Annotated in this window: 14 protein-coding genes; 5 read left to right on the top strand and 9 right to left on the bottom strand. The window is 67.5% G+C overall.

Translation table 11 applies throughout. From position 1 onward, the window contains the following. Positions 1–439: 439 nt before the first annotated feature. The 3 genes from PVZ77_RS01025 (at position 440) to PVZ77_RS01015 (ending at position 3,022) form a co-directional block, all read left to right on the top strand. Positions 440–1,117 (top strand): response regulator transcription factor, encoded by a 678-nt coding sequence (locus PVZ77_RS01025; RefSeq protein WP_007159882.1) that lies wholly within the window; start codon positions 440–442, stop codon positions 1,115–1,117. Next, the gene (locus PVZ77_RS01020; protein ID WP_273805656.1) at positions 1,114–2,508 is read left to right on the top strand and encodes an ATP-binding protein; all 1,395 of its coding nucleotides are present in this window, start codon (positions 1,114–1,116) and stop codon (positions 2,506–2,508) included. The genes PVZ77_RS01025 and PVZ77_RS01020 overlap by 4 nt, the downstream gene beginning before the upstream one ends. Before the next feature lie 61 nt (positions 2,509–2,569). After that, the gene (locus PVZ77_RS01015; RefSeq protein ID WP_017642321.1) at positions 2,570–3,022 is read left to right on the top strand and encodes a thioesterase domain-containing protein; all 453 of its coding nucleotides are present in this window, start codon (positions 2,570–2,572) and stop codon (positions 3,020–3,022) included. 62 nt (positions 3,023–3,084) lie between these two features. On the opposite strand, the gene PVZ77_RS01010 is transcribed toward PVZ77_RS01015, so the two are convergent. Next, positions 3,085–4,788, bottom strand: coding sequence for a peptidoglycan D,D-transpeptidase FtsI family protein (locus PVZ77_RS01010; protein WP_273805657.1), 1,704 nt, complete (start codon positions 4,786–4,788; stop codon positions 3,085–3,087). A 129-nt stretch (positions 4,789–4,917) separates the two neighbouring features. Here PVZ77_RS01010 and PVZ77_RS01005 point away from each other — a divergent pair, with 129 nt between their 5' ends. Beyond that, the gene (locus tag PVZ77_RS01005) at positions 4,918–5,232 is read left to right on the top strand and encodes a YkgJ family cysteine cluster protein (RefSeq protein WP_273805658.1); all 315 of its coding nucleotides are present in this window, start codon (positions 4,918–4,920) and stop codon (positions 5,230–5,232) included. A 131-nt stretch (positions 5,233–5,363) separates the two neighbouring features. Here the strand turns inward: PVZ77_RS01005 and PVZ77_RS01000 are convergent, their stop codons facing one another. Together PVZ77_RS01000 and PVZ77_RS00995 are read right to left on the bottom strand one after the other, a co-directional pair. After that, positions 5,364–5,768, bottom strand: coding sequence for a YkgJ family cysteine cluster protein (locus tag PVZ77_RS01000; RefSeq protein WP_093255091.1), 405 nt, complete (start codon positions 5,766–5,768; stop codon positions 5,364–5,366). Between the two features lie 3 nt (positions 5,769–5,771). Next, positions 5,772–6,344 carry a xanthine phosphoribosyltransferase gene (locus tag PVZ77_RS00995; RefSeq protein ID WP_027597415.1) on the bottom strand — a complete coding sequence of 191 codons (573 nt, stop codon included), beginning with the start codon at positions 6,342–6,344 and terminating at the stop codon, positions 5,772–5,774. Between the two features lie 180 nt (positions 6,345–6,524). On the opposite strand from PVZ77_RS00995, the gene PVZ77_RS00990 reads away from it, so the two are divergent. Further along, positions 6,525–8,582 (top strand): methyl-accepting chemotaxis protein, encoded by a 2,058-nt coding sequence (locus PVZ77_RS00990; protein ID WP_273805659.1) that lies wholly within the window; start codon positions 6,525–6,527, stop codon positions 8,580–8,582. A 52-nt stretch (positions 8,583–8,634) separates the two neighbouring features. Here the strand turns inward: PVZ77_RS00990 and PVZ77_RS00985 are convergent, their stop codons facing one another. From PVZ77_RS00985 to bioF, 6 genes are all read right to left on the bottom strand, one after another. Continuing rightward, entirely contained in the window at positions 8,635–8,901 is a 267-nt protein-coding gene (locus PVZ77_RS00985; RefSeq protein WP_273805660.1) for a hypothetical protein, read from the bottom strand. 89 nt (positions 8,902–8,990) lie between these two features. Then, positions 8,991–10,097 (bottom strand): hypothetical protein, encoded by a 1,107-nt coding sequence (locus tag PVZ77_RS00980; protein ID WP_273805661.1) that lies wholly within the window; start codon positions 10,095–10,097, stop codon positions 8,991–8,993. A 76-nt stretch (positions 10,098–10,173) separates the two neighbouring features. Next, on the bottom strand, positions 10,174–10,845 hold the full coding sequence (bioD, locus tag PVZ77_RS00975; RefSeq protein WP_273805662.1) for a dethiobiotin synthase: 672 nt from the start codon (positions 10,843–10,845) through the stop codon (positions 10,174–10,176). Between the two features lie 5 nt (positions 10,846–10,850). Next, on the bottom strand, positions 10,851–11,648 hold the full coding sequence (bioC, locus tag PVZ77_RS00970) for a malonyl-ACP O-methyltransferase BioC (RefSeq protein ID WP_273805663.1): 798 nt from the start codon (positions 11,646–11,648) through the stop codon (positions 10,851–10,853). After that, complete coding sequence (locus PVZ77_RS00965; protein WP_273805664.1) at positions 11,629–12,354, bottom strand: alpha/beta fold hydrolase; 726 nt, start codon at positions 12,352–12,354, stop codon at positions 11,629–11,631. The genes bioC and PVZ77_RS00965 overlap by 20 nt, the downstream gene beginning before the upstream one ends. A gap of 7 nt (positions 12,355–12,361) precedes the next feature. Next, a complete protein-coding gene (bioF, locus tag PVZ77_RS00960) occupies positions 12,362–13,537 on the bottom strand; it encodes an 8-amino-7-oxononanoate synthase (protein WP_273805665.1) in 1,176 nt (391 codons plus the stop codon). Positions 13,538–13,592 lie beyond the last annotated feature (55 nt).

Genomic DNA, 13,592 nt, shown 5'->3' with positions numbered 1-13,592 from the left:
GGACGAGTTCAGGCAGCGTTCAGGGCCATTGGCCTAATCTGCAACTGTCAGATCAGCAACGCCGAGGTCGCCCGGACATGTTCACCCTAGCGCAGCTCCCGCTACGGCAGATCGTCCGGACACTTCGACCCGACCTGGCGATGTTCATCCTTGTAACTCCACTGCAGGGTCACCAAGTCAGCTCTGGTCTCCTGTAGCCGTCTCGCGACGGAGCCGTCCCCCAACGGCAGTTTCCGATCCCCATGAAGTGCTCCTTACCTCTCCAACTGGAGAGGTTTTTTTTGCCTGGAATAAAGTGAGTGACCCCGTCCATGTATTCCCCACGCTCGCCGTCAGCCCGCCAAAGCCGCCATAATCGGTACCCGGGCGTCGCTGCGCGCAGCGTGAACTACGTGCGGTCGCAGCCACAGAGAGTCTCGTTAGCTGTTCAGGAGTCTGCATGAAGATCCTCGTCGTCGAAGACGAAAACCTGCTGCGCCACCACCTCAAGGTGCGTCTGGGTGAAGCCGGTCATGTCGTCAATGCCGTGGCCGATGCGGAAGAAGCGCTCTACAGCGCCCGCGAATTCCATCACGATCTCGCCATCATCGACCTGGGCCTGCCCGGCATGAGCGGCCTCGATCTGATCCGTCAGCTGCGCAACCAGGGTGCCACCCTGCCAATCCTCATCCTCACGGCCCGCGGCAGCTGGCAGGACAAGGTCGAGGGCCTCGGTGCCGGGGCGGACGACTACGTGGTCAAGCCCTTCCAGTTCGAAGAGCTGGAGGCGCGCCTCAATGTGCTGCTGCGTCGCTCGGCGGGTTTCGTCCAGCCAAGCATCCGCGCCGGGTCGCTGAAGCTGGACCTGGGCCGCCAGCAGGCCTTCAATGAAGAACAGCCGCTGCAGCTGACCGCCTACGAATACCGCCTGCTGGAATACCTGATGCGCAACCACCAGCAGGTGATCACCAAGGAGCGGCTCATGGAGCAGCTCTACGACGATGATGGCGAGCACGACAGCAACGTCATCGAGGTGCTGGTTGGCCGCCTGCGGCGCAAGCTGGAGGCCAGCTGCCAGATGCAACCCATCGAAACGGTCCGGGGCCGCGGCTACCTGTTCACCGAGCGCTGCCAGTGATCCGTTCCTTTCGCGTGCGGCTGCTGCTCAGCGCCGCGCTGCTGGTGATCGTCTGCCTGGCGCTGATCGTGCCGGCGATCCGCAATGCGTTCGACCGTACCGTGGAAAACTTCGTCGCCGCACGGCTGGAGGCCAACGCCAACACCCTGATCGGCGCGGCGCGGGCCATCGACGGGCGCTTGGCAATGCCGGAGATGATCGCCGAAGAGGTCTTCGACCGACCCGGTTCACCCATCCTCGGCTACGTCTACGACCAGAACGGTCGCCTGCTCTGGCGCTCGCGCTCGGCGATCAAGGAGCGGCCCAACTACCGGCCGACCTTCGACGGGGGCGGGGTCAAGCTGGTCAAGGCCACCGACGACCAGGGCCAGGGCTTCTTCGTCTTCGATCGCGAGGTGCTGCTGGGCAATCCGCCGGTGGCCGGCTTCAGCGTGGTCACCATGCAACCCGCCGAGGAGTACGAGCGGCTGCGCGCGACCTTCGTGCACCAGGTGATTCTCTGGCTGGTCGGGGTGCTGGGTGCGCTGCTGGTATTGCTGGCCCTGGTCATGCAATGGAGCCTGAGACCGCTGCGCCGCCTCAGCCAGCAGCTGGACGCGGTGGAAACCGACCAGCGCGAGCTGCTCGACGAAAAGAACGTACCCAGCGAGATCAGCCGCCTGATCCGCTCGCTCAACCGCCTGCTCGACCACGAACGGCTGCAGCGCGAGCGCTACCGCGACACCCTGGGCGATCTTGCCCACAGCCTGAAGACCCCCTTGGCGGTGTTGCAGGGGGTGACCGAAGAATTGCGCCGGCGGCCGCAGCTGGATCAGGAAGTCGGCACCCTGCAGACCCAGATCGAGCGCATGAACCAGCAGGTGATGTACCAGTTGCAGCGGGCCACCCGTCAGGGCGGCGCGGTGCTCAGCCGGCCGCTGGAGCTGGCGCCGTTGCTGGAATCCCTGTTCAGCACCCTGGACAAGGTCTATGCCGAGAAACGCGTCCAGGCCGAAATGGACCTGCCGCCGAATCTGCGGGTGCAGGCCGAGGAAGCCGCCATGCTGGAGGTGTTCGGCAATCTCCTGGAAAACGCCTATCGCCTCTGCCTGACCCAGGTGCGGGTCAGCGCCCGTCGCCATACCGAGCACTGGGTGCTCGATATCGAGGATGACGGTCCCGGCATCCCTGCCGAACGGCGTGAAAGCGTGCTGCGCCGCGGCATGCGCATGGACAGCCGGCACCCTGGGCAGGGCATCGGCCTGGCGGTGGTGCAGGACATTCTCGAAGGCTATCGCAGCAGCCTGACCATCGACGAGTCGAGTCTGGGCGGCGCCCGCATCCGCTTCCGCCTGCCGGCGGCGATTTCCCCGGAGCGGCCTTCCTTGGTGCACAATGGCGCCAGGACGTGACCCATGGGTCATGGCTTGCGTCTGCTCCTGATAGTGAAATTCTGTCTGTAAGGACCCCGGCATGAGCCGCGACTGCCGTCACCTCGAATCCCTGTTGCACCACGATATTCCCATCACCAAGGCCCTGGGCCTGGAAGTCCGCGACTGGAGCGAGCAGCGCCTGCAGCTGCATGCTCCGCTGGATGCCAACATCAACCACGCCAGCACCATGTTCGGCGGCAGTCTCTATTGCGTGGCCGTGCTGGCCGGCTGGGGCTGGCTGTACCTGCGTCTGCGCGAAGCCGGCATCGAAGAAGGCCACATCCTCATCCAGGAAGGCCAGATCAGCTATCCGCGGCCCATCACCGCCGACGCCCTGGCCTATGGCGAACCGCCCGAAGCCCGCGCCTGGGAACGCTTCGAGACCACCTTCCGCCGCCGCGGTCGCGCGCGCATCACCCTGCAGTCGCGCATCGTCACCGAGAGCGGTGAGGATGGGGTGCGCTTCACCGGTCAGTACGTGCTGCACCGCTGACAGAGGGCGTGGCATGCAAAAGGGCGACCCTAGGGTCGCCCTTTTTTGTGGCCGTTCCCCGGCTAGCCGTGGGGGTGCGGCTCGGACTTAGCCTGCTGGGCGGTATTGGTGTCGGGCAGGTTGTCCGGCGGTACGGCCAGGGCCCGCAGGGCACCGGACATGATCTCGCTGAAGGTCGGCGCCGAGACCAGGCCGCCGAAGTAGCCTTCCTTGGTCGGGGTATCCAGCATTACCGCCAGCACCAGCTTGGGATCGGCCGCCGGTGCCATGCCGACGAACATCGAGCGATAGGCGTGCTCGGTGTAGCTGCCGGAGCCGGCCTTGCGCGCGGTACCCGACTTGCCGGCCACGTGATAGCCGGGCACCCGGGCGCGGATCACGCCGCCGTCGTCTTCCACCACGTGGTTGAGCATCATGCGGATGCGCCGGGCGATGGTCGGGTCCATGGCCTGGACGCTCTGCTGCTTCTGGTCCTTGAGCAGGGTCAGGGGCGTCAGCTGGCCATCGTTGGCGATCACCGAGTAGGCCTGGGCCAGTTCGGCGACGTTGACCGCCAGGCTGTAGCCAAAGGACATACTGGCCGTGGCGATCTGCGACCACTTGGTGTGGCCGGGCAGGTAGCCGGCGTTCTCGCCCGGGAAGCCCAGTGCCAGGGGATTGCCGAAGCCGACCCGGCTGAGCTGCTCGTAGATGGGCAGCGGCCCGATCTGCAGGGCCACCTTGCTCATGCCAATGTTGGACGAGTTGAGCAGCACCCCGGTCATGGTCAGCACGCCGCGCTTGGCCACGTCGTGGATGGTATGGCCGTCGATGGTCATCCAGCCCGGCGCCACGTCCACGGTGCTGTTCTCGTTGAACTTGCCCGAGGCCAGGGCCACCGACATGCTGAACGGCTTGATCACCGAACCGGGCTCGAAGGCGTCGGTCAGGGTGCGGTTGCGCATGTTGGGGATCTGCAGGGTGGCGCGGTTGTTGGGGTTGTAGGAGGGGAAGTTGGTCATCGCCAGGATCTGGCCGGTCTTCGGATTGACCAGCACCGCCGACCCGGACTGGGCGCCGAACTTCTCCACCGCGGTCTGCAGCGCGCGATAGGCGATGAATTGCAGGCGCAGGTCGATGGACAGGGCGACGTCCTTGCTCGGTTGCGGCTGGCGCACCACGCGGATGTTCTTGACCACCGAGCCCCGCGGATTGATCAGCACCTCACGCACGCCGCCCTTGCCGGCCAGCCAGTCCTCGAAGCCCAGTTCCAGCCCCTCCTGGCCATGGCCGTCGATGTTGACCATGCCGATCACCTGGGCCACCAGGTCGGAGCTGGGGTAATAGCGCTTGTATTCCTTGATCTGGCGTACCCCGGGCATGCCGAGGGCCATGATGTTCTCGCCATCGATGGGCGACAGCGCCCGGGCCAGGTAGAGGAAGTGCTTTTCCGGATGGCCGAGGATCAGGTTGCGCAATTCCGCCTCGGGCTTGTGGATGGCCTGGGCCAGGCGACCCAGCTGGTCGGCGCTGTCCTGCATCTCCGCCGGGTTGCACCAGATGGTCACCACCTCGGTGGAAACCGCCAGGGGCGCACCGTTGCGGTCGGTGATCATGCCGCGGGTGACCGGAATGGGAATGTGGCGCACCGAGCGGCGGTCGCCCTGGTCACCGAGGAAGGCGGCATCGATCAGCTTGAGGTAGGTGATGCGGCCGGCGACCACGCAGGTCAGCAGGATCAGCACGGCGACCACGACATAGAAGCGATAGCGGGGTGCGGCCGTCATGGCGGCTCCTGCGCGAGAAGAGGGCTTGGGCATGGTCACAACTGGTTACAACCGTCAGGGACGCGCATGGTAACTGGTCCAGCCATCGGCCGGAAACCGCTGGGCGGTCAGGGGCGGTACACTGCGCACATGAGTGACATCCCCCTGCATGACCTTTCCACCCCTACCGTGACCTGCGAGAGCTGTCAGGCCTGGTGCTGCCGCCAGGAAGTCCTGCTGTTCGACGATGCCGGCGTGCCTGCCCGTTACATCGAGGAAGACTGGACCGGCACCCGCATGAAGCGTCTCGACGACGGCTGGTGCGCGGCCCTGGATCGCGAAGAGATGAACTGCAGCATCTACGAGGTACGCCCGTGGGTCTGTCGGATCTTCGACATGGCCGGTCCGGAATGCCTGGAAGAACGGGCGGACATGAAAAGGGCGATGGAGAGCGGTGAGTTCTAGCGTCTTGTTGTGGCCAGGGCCGCGATAGACCGCAGGTTGGGTTGAGACGGCTGCTTCGTCGAAGCCTAACAATGCAGGCATGTCATGACACGCTTCGCTAGCGCTCAACCCAACCGACGATGGGCCGCCGTCTAACGCAGCTTCTGCGGCTTGTAGGCGCAGTAGTTCGGGCGCGGGCCGACCCTTGGGTGGTTGCGGCAGGTTTCCGGGCGCTGGTCGTAGATGGTGCACAGCCGCGTCTTGGGATGCAGATAGATGCAGTCGTTGTTGGACAGCCGCACCAGGGTGAACAACCCGGTCTTGGCGTTGAGGCGTTCGACCACGCCGTCCTTCTTGAGCCGCTTGGCGATGTCCTTGAGCGGCTCGCCCTTCTCGAACTCATCCACCACGCCCATGCGGATCAGATCGGACAGGCGGGCTTCCACCGGCAGGGTGCAGCAGCTGGACACGCAGTCCAGGCACATGGCCTTGTCGTAACGGATCCAGGTTTCGGTGCGATCGAGATCGGCACCGAGAATGCGCAGTATCTGAGCCATGGCTTACTCGGCGAAGGTGACCTGACCATCGGCCAGGGAGGCGACACGGGCCAGGGATTCGACGCGATAGCCCTGGGCATCCAGTTCGGCGCGACCAACCTGGAAGGACTTCTCGATGACGATGCCAAGGCCGGCGACCTGGGCCCCGGCCTGACCGATGATGGAGATCAGCGCCTTGGCCGCCTTACCGTTGGCGAGGAAGTCGTCGATGATCAGCACCCGATCGTCGGACGAAAGGTGCATGGTAGAGACGGCGATCGTACTTTCCGTCTGCTTGGTAAAGGAATAGACGCTGGCCACCAGCAGGTTGTCGGTCAGGGTCAGCGACTGGTGCTTGCGGGCGAAGATCACCGGCACGCCCAGCTCCAGTCCGGTCAGCACCGCCGGAGCGATCCCCGAGGCTTCGATGGTCACGATCTTGGTGATGCCGGCGTCGGCGAAACGGCGGGCGAACTCCTGACCGATGTCGCGCATCAGCGCCGGATCGATCTGGTGGTTGAGGAAGGCATCGACCTTGAGCACCTGCTCGGAGAGTACTTGGCCTTCGCTGCGAATCTTGGCTTTGAGGCGTTCCACGCGGACGGTCCTTTAACGGCAACGCCCGGGCCTGAGTACAGGACCGGGTCGGGGAATACGGGAGGGCGGCGATTGTGCCCTATCTTTCAAGAAAGTCGTTAGTTTGCCGACAAATCGTCTTATCGCTATCCGCAACGGATAGCTGACGCTTGCCGGTGGCTGGCACAGGAGTGGTCGAACATGGGTGTTTTGTTGTCACCGGGGATTCGCGTGCTGAGCCAGTTCAGCTTCGCCCGCAAGTTCGCCCTGCTGCTGGTGCTGTTCATCCTCCCCCTGGCGGTCAGTCTCTGGCTGCTGGGCGCCGATTTCCAGGCCAGGCTGGCCACCGTCAGTGGCGAGCGCAGTGGCGTGCGGCTGCTGCAACGGCTCGACGCCGTAGAAGAAGAACTCACCCTCCGGCGCAACCTGACCGCGCGCTGGAAGGCGATCGACACCAGTCGGCAGCAGACGCCGGCCGTGCAGGCCGCCATCGCCGCCCTGGAAAGTCGCGACGACAGTCGTCGCGAGCGGCTCGCCCGGCTCGGACAGCAACTGGAGATCGAAGGGGCCGGCGCGGATGTGCAGGCCCGTTTCAAGACCCTGCAGCAGGCGCTCGCCGGTCTCGAGGTCAACGACTTGCGCGGGTTGGGCTGGTGGCCAGATGGCTATGACAGATTCACCGCTGCCCTTGGCGCCGTCCAGGCGCTGCGCGAGGAAATCGCCTTGGACAGTGGTCTCATCCTCGACCCTTGGCTGGAAACCTATCTGCTGATGCAGATCGGCACCACCCAGTCGGTCGAGTTGTACGAACGCCTCGGCCGCCTGGCCAGCGTCGGTCAGGCCAGTGTGGTCTCCGGCCAGTTCAGCCTGCAGAGCCGCCTGCAGCTGCGCGACCTGCGCGCGCGTGTCGGCGACTCCAGCGAGAGCCTGGCCAAGGTCGCCGTCCTGCTCGGCAACAAGCTGCCCGCCGACATGGCCGGCTGGAAGGACGACTACCAGAAGGTCAGCAGTCAGCTGGACGCCAGTCTCAAGACCCTCGATCAGGGGGTGTTCGGCGGCGAGATCACGCTCAAGCCGGAGCAGTTCGAAGCCACCCTGGACGGGGTTCTGCAGGGTCTGCAGACCTTCCGCCAGCAGACCCTGAAGAACCTGGATCAACGGCTGCAATACTATGGCGCCGATGCCGTGCGCAGCTTTGGCGCCATCGCCGTCGGCTTCGGTCTGCTGCTGGTGGTGACCTGCTATCTGCTGCTATGCATGCAGACCGCCATTCGCGGCAGTGCGCGGCGCATCACCACCCTGGCCGAAGGCCTGCGCGATGGCGATCTGACCCGCTCGGCCCAGGTGAGTGGCGAGGACGAACTGGCCGAGATCGGGCGCGCCCTGGACCTGGCCGTGGTGCAGCTGCGCGGCAGCCTGCAGGCGGTCGAGCAGGAGAGTCGCCAGGTCGGCACGGCTTCCGGCGAGCTGGGTCAGCAGGCCGAGGCGGCGCTGGGTGCCGTGGAAGCCCAGCGCCAGCAGATCACCCAGATCGCCACCGCGGCCACCGAACTGGCCGCCACTGCCCAAGGCGTGGCGCGGAGTTGCGAAGAGGCCGCCGGCCGCGCCGAGCAGATGCGCGGCATCGCCGAGGCCAGCCAGAGCGACAGTCGCCAGACCACGGCCAGCATCCAGCGCCTTAACCAGCGCCTGGACGAGACGGCGGCGGCCATGGCCCAGGTCAATGCCCAGGCCGGACAGATCCAGCAGGTGGTGGACGTCATCCGCGGCATCGCCGAACAGACCAACCTGCTGGCGCTCAACGCCGCCATCGAGGCGGCCCGGGCGGGTGACCAGGGAAGGGGATTCGCGGTGGTCGCCGACGAGGTGCGTTCGCTGTCGCAGCGCACCCAGGCCTCCACGGCGCAGATCGCCGGGACCGTCGGCAGCCTGAGCGGCACCGTGGCCCAGGCCGTGTCCCTGATGCAGGATGCCTGCGGCCAGGCCGCCAGCGACGCCCAGTCGATCACCGGGCTGGGACGGCGACTGGAAGAGATCGCCGAGTCGGTACAGGGCGTCTCCGACACCCTGGTGCAGATCGCCACCGCCGCCGAGCAGCAGGCGGTCACCGCCGATCAGGTCAGTGGCAACATCCAGCAGGTCGATGGGGCCGCGGCCGATCTGCTCGGCAACGCGCGCACGGTGCAGAGCACGGCGGTGGGTCTGGAGGCGGGCAGTCGCACCCTGACGGCCAACACCACCCGTTTCCGCCTGGGCTAGAACGCAGAAGGGGCGCCTCTCAGGGCGCCCCTTCCATTCAAAGCATGGCTGATCAGGCGCGAGTATCGAGCAGCCGGCCCAGGGTTTCCTGCGAGGCCTGCATGACCTTGGTACCGGCCAATGCCTGGTACTTGCCGACATCCAGATTAACCAGTTCGCTGGCCAGATCGGCCTGGCTGTTGGTGGTCGCGCCCAGGGCGTCCTGCTCGTTGCGCGCCGTCTGGGAGGCGAGGGCGGCACCGGCCTTTTCGACCGTGCGGCTGCCGTTCTGGTAGGCCTGCACCCCGGCGTAAAGTGAATTGCTTGAGGTCACGTTCATGGACAGGGTCCTCGACGGTGATGTCAAAGGGCTATTGAAGCAGCTTTGACGCCAAAGAACCAGCAGCCCGTGTCGCCGCCTGTGTCCGGCTATTGCCGGATGGTCGCCCGGTTGCCCTGGCCGCTCTGGCGCAGATCGAGGCCGTTGCCCGGGCCTGCCTGACTGATCGAGGCGTACTGGCCGGCGCCCTGCTGGCTGACGCTGACCCGGGCGTCGCTGGCCAGTCCCACCTGCAGGAGATGGCCGTCGCCCAACTGCTCGACGCCAAGCTCGACGTTGTCGCCCACCCAGACCGCACTGATCTCGTTATCGTTGCCCTGGGCAGCCAGGGTCAGGCGGGAGTCGTCACCGCCGATCAGGACGCTGGCGCTGTTGCGCTTGCCCTGCTGTTGCAGATCGAGGCGATTGCCATTGCCGGTCACGTTCGCCTGGACGGCATTGTCGTCGCCCAGCTGTCGCACGCTGACGCGCTGGGGTCGATCGGCGAGGCTGTTCTGCTGCACCGTCGCGCCGTTGCGCTGGCCGATCTGGACCAGCTCCGCCTCCTGCTGTCGCGTGCTCTGGCGAATCGTCGCCCGGTTGTCGTCACCCCGCTGCTCGACCTCCGCCCGATTGGCACCGCCGCCCTGCAGCAGCTCGACCTCGTTGCGCGCGCCCAGGCTCAGTACGTCTTGGACATGATCGGCGCCCACCTGCCTGAGTCGCGCAACGCTGTCGCGACCGTCCTGGAACAGATTCAGTCCGTTGCGCTCGCCCTGTTGCTCGATGCGCAGCTGCTGGTCGTCACCGCCCTGGCGCACCAGGGCTTCGTCGAGCAGGCCGTGCTGGACGATGTCCACCGTGTTGCGCTGGCCATGGCCCTGATAGACATAGGCGTGGCTCTGGCTGGCCTCGCGCTGGTCGATGAGGACCTCGCGCGCACCGCCGGCCGCCTGGGTGACATTGGTGAAGTTGCCGACGCCGCCCTGCTCGACGCGGGTACGGTCGCCCTGGGAGGCGCTCTGGGTCAGATAGGCCTGGCTGGCACGACCGCTCTGGCTGACCTCCAGGGTGCCCTGGCGGGTATCCGCTGCCTGACTGAGGAAGGCCCCGAGGCGCTCGCCGCGCTGCTCCACGAGGGTCTGGTTGTCCAGCGCCCAGGCATGGCTGGTCAGGCCGAGCAGGCCCAGGCAGGTCAGGAATTTGAAGGTAGGCACTGGGGCGATCCGGCAGCGGTAGACAGGGCAGTCTGCCGCCGGCCTGACCCTGCGGCCATCGCCCGAAAGACTGATATCAGCCCGGCAGGCGCAGGTGCGCGGCGACCGCGGCGGGGGTGGCCGCGGCCAGGTGCGGCACCGTGCCCAGGCAGGGCGCCGGCAGGCGTTCGTGCAGGGTGGCGAGGTTGTCGTCCAGGCGCAGGGTGGCCGGCGCCACCAGATTGGCGACCCAGCCGGCCAGCGGCAGGCCGTCGGCGAGGATGGCCTCGGCGCTGAGCAGGGCGTGGTTGATGCAGCCCAGGCGCACACCCACCACCAGGATCACCGGCAGACCCAGCTCGCGGGCGAGATCGGACAGGGACTCGCGGCCAGCCAGGGGCACGCGCCAGCCACCGGCACCTTCCACCAGGCTGAAGTCGGCCTGCAGCGCCAGGATCCGCCGCACCGGTGCGGCCAGGGCGGCGACGCTGAGGTCGATGCCGGCTTCGCGGGCCGCCAGGTGCGGGGCGATGGCGGGTTCCAGGGCGATGGGGTTGATGTCGCCGTAACCGAGCGGCAGCGAGGTCTCGCCGAGCAGGGCCAGGGCGTCGCCGTTGCGCAGGCCCTCGGCGGTGCGTTCGCACCCGGAGGCCACCGGCTTGACCCCGGCGGTGGCGAGGCCCTGCAGCCGGGCCCGGTGCAGCAGGCCGGCGGCGATGGTGGTCTTGCCGATCTCGGTGTCGGTGCCGGTGACGAAATAGGCGGGCATGGCGGTCATTCCTTGCGCAGCAGGACGTGGATCACCTGATAGGTGGCGGGCAGGCCGGCGGGCTCGCGCAGGCCCTCGTAGGCCTGGGTGAAGGCGGCCAGGCGCTGGCGCCCGGTGAGGCCCTGGGGACGCCCCTGGTTGAGGTTGTGAGCGCCGATGGCCTTGAGGTGCTGGGTCAGGGCGCGCAGATCGGGGAAGTGCAGGCGCTCGGGCGCGACCTCCAACCCCAGCACCTGCAGGCCACTGGCCGCGGCGGCGTCGGCATAGGCCGCCTGGCGGCGAAAGCGATTGACGTGCACCTGGTCGTCCACCTGGGCCCAGCTCTGGCGCAATTCGTCGAGGGTGCCTTCGACCAGGCTGCTGAAGGCCAGCAGACCGCCTGGCCGCAGGATGCGGCGCGCCTCGGCGAGCACGGCGGGCAGGTCCGGGCACCACTGCAGGGCCAGGCTGGAGAGGACGAGATCGCAGCAGGCGTCGCGCAGCGGCAGGCGTTCGGCGTCGGCGGTCAGGTAGTGGCCGGCACCGGCGCCCTGGGCACGGGCATGGCGGAGCATGCCGGGCGCCAGGTCCAGGGCCAGGCCTTGGGCCTGCGGATGGCGTTGGGCCAGGGCACGGCTGCAATAGCCGGTGCCACTGCCGAGGTCCAGCCAGCGTTGCGGATGCAGAGCGGGTAGCCGGGCGAGCAGGCCGTCGGCGACCCTGCGTTGCAGCAGGGCGGCGCCGTCGTACTGCGCGGCGGCGCGGGAAAAGGACAGCGCCACCTGGCGCTTGTCGGGCAATACGTCAGCCATCGCGTCCTGCATAGATGAATTCACGGATACGGGTGGCCACCTCGTCCGGGCGTTCCAGGGGCAGGCCATGGCTGGCGTGCTCCAGGACCTCGATCTGGGCGTTGGGCAGCTCGTCGCGCAGGGCCTGGGCAGCCGTCGCCGGGACCAGGGCGTCATGGGCGCCGAACAGGTGCAGCTGGGGACCGCTGAAGGCCTGCAGGGCGGCGCGGGTGTCCAGGCGCGCGAGCAACTCCAGACCGGCGATGACCACCTCGGGGTCGATCTCGGGCAGGGTCACCTGCAGCTGGCGGGCGAGGGTGCGGCTGTCGCGCGCGCCCTGGGCCACCAGCAGGGTGAAACGCCTGAGCGTCTGGTCGGCGTCCAGCGAGCAGGCCTCGAAGAAATCGGTGAAGACGCTGCGCGCCATGGCGGTCTGCCAGCCGGGGCGGGCGACGAAGCAGGGATTGCTGGCCAGGGTGATGAGGCCGTGCACGCCCTGGGGGCGGCGCAGGGTGAATTCGCTGGCGAGCATGCCGCCCAGCGACCAGCCGGCCAGCCAGCCGCCCTCGGCGATGCGGGCTTCCAGGTCGGTGAACCAGGCCTGGGTGTCGGTCAGGGTCGGCAGTGGTTCGATCAGCACGTCGAGAAAGGGTGCCTGCTCGACGAGTTCGTCACGCAGGGGCTCCAGCGGAGCGTTGCCCAGGCCCCAGCCGGGCAGCAAGATCAGGGTATCGCGCATGGGTCGGTCACTTATCCGCGTCAGGCGGTAATTCGGCCATGGCCTGGGCCAGAGCGTCGAGCAAGAGGTCCACGTGCGCTTCGCGATGGGCCGCCGTCAGGGTTACCCGCAGGCGGGCACTGCCGGCCGGTACGGTGGGCGGTCGGATGGCGGTGACCAGGATCCCGCGTCGGCGCAGGGCGGCGGAGAGTGCGAGGGCGCGCGCGCTGTCGCCGACCAGGATGGGCTGGATCGGCGTGGCGCTGAGCATAAGGTCCAGGCCGAGAGCCGTCGCGCCCCTGCGGAATCTCTGGATCAAAGTGTGCAGAAGCTCACGGCGCCAGCCTTCCTCACGGACGAGCTGCAGGGCGGCGAGGGTGGCGCAGGCCACCGCCGGCGGCTGGCTGGTGGTGTAGATGTAGGGCCGGGCGAACTGGATCAGCGTCTCGATCAGCGCTTCGCTGCCGGCGACGAAGGCCCCGGCGGTGCCGCAGGCCTTGCCCAGGGTGCCGACCAGCACCGGGACCTGACTCTGGTCCAGGCCGAAGTGCTCGACGATGCCGCCACCGCTGGCGCCCAGGGTGCCGATGCCGTGGGCATCGTCCACCAGGGTCCAGGCGCCGTGACGCTGGGCGACCTGGCAGAGTTCGGGCAGGGCGGCCAGATCGCCATCCATGCTGAAGACCCCGTCGGTGACCACCAGGGTGTCGCCTTCGGCCTTGGCCAGGCGCGTGGCCAGGCTAACGGGATCGTTGTGCAGATAGCGGCCGAAGCGCGCGCCGCTGAGCAGACCGGCATCGAGCAGGGAGGCGTGGTTGAGGCGGTCTTCCAGTACGGTGTCGCCACGCCCGACCAGGGCGGTGACCGCCGCCAGGTTGGCCATGTAGCCAGTGGAAAACAGCAGGGCGCGCGGCCGTCCGGTGAGTTCGGCCAGGGCCTCTTCGACCTGGTGGTGCGGGCCGCTGTGGCCGATCACCAGGTGCGAGGCGCCACCGCCCACGCCCCAGCGCTCGGCGCCCGCGCGCAGGGCGGCGATCACCTGGGGGTGATTGGCCAGGCCCAGATAGTCATTGCTGCAGAAGGCCAGCAGGGGTTCGCCATCCACCACCACCTCGGGACCCTGGGGGGCTTCCAGCAGCGGGCGCCGCCGATAGAGGTGCTCGGCGTGACGCTGGGCCAGGCGGGCGGCGAGGTCGAAGGCCATGGGGTTCTCGATCAGGTTGCAAGGCCCCTCACCCCAGCCCTCTCAGAGAGAGAGG

The sequence above is a fragment of the Pseudomonas sp. SHLD1 genome (assembly GCF_028640935.1).
GTDB classification, from domain to species: Bacteria; Pseudomonadota; Gammaproteobacteria; order Pseudomonadales; family Pseudomonadaceae; genus Chryseomonas; species Chryseomonas aestiva.
Note: the sequence above shows the minus strand (reverse complement) of the source record. Positions and strands in the feature narration are given on the sequence as shown.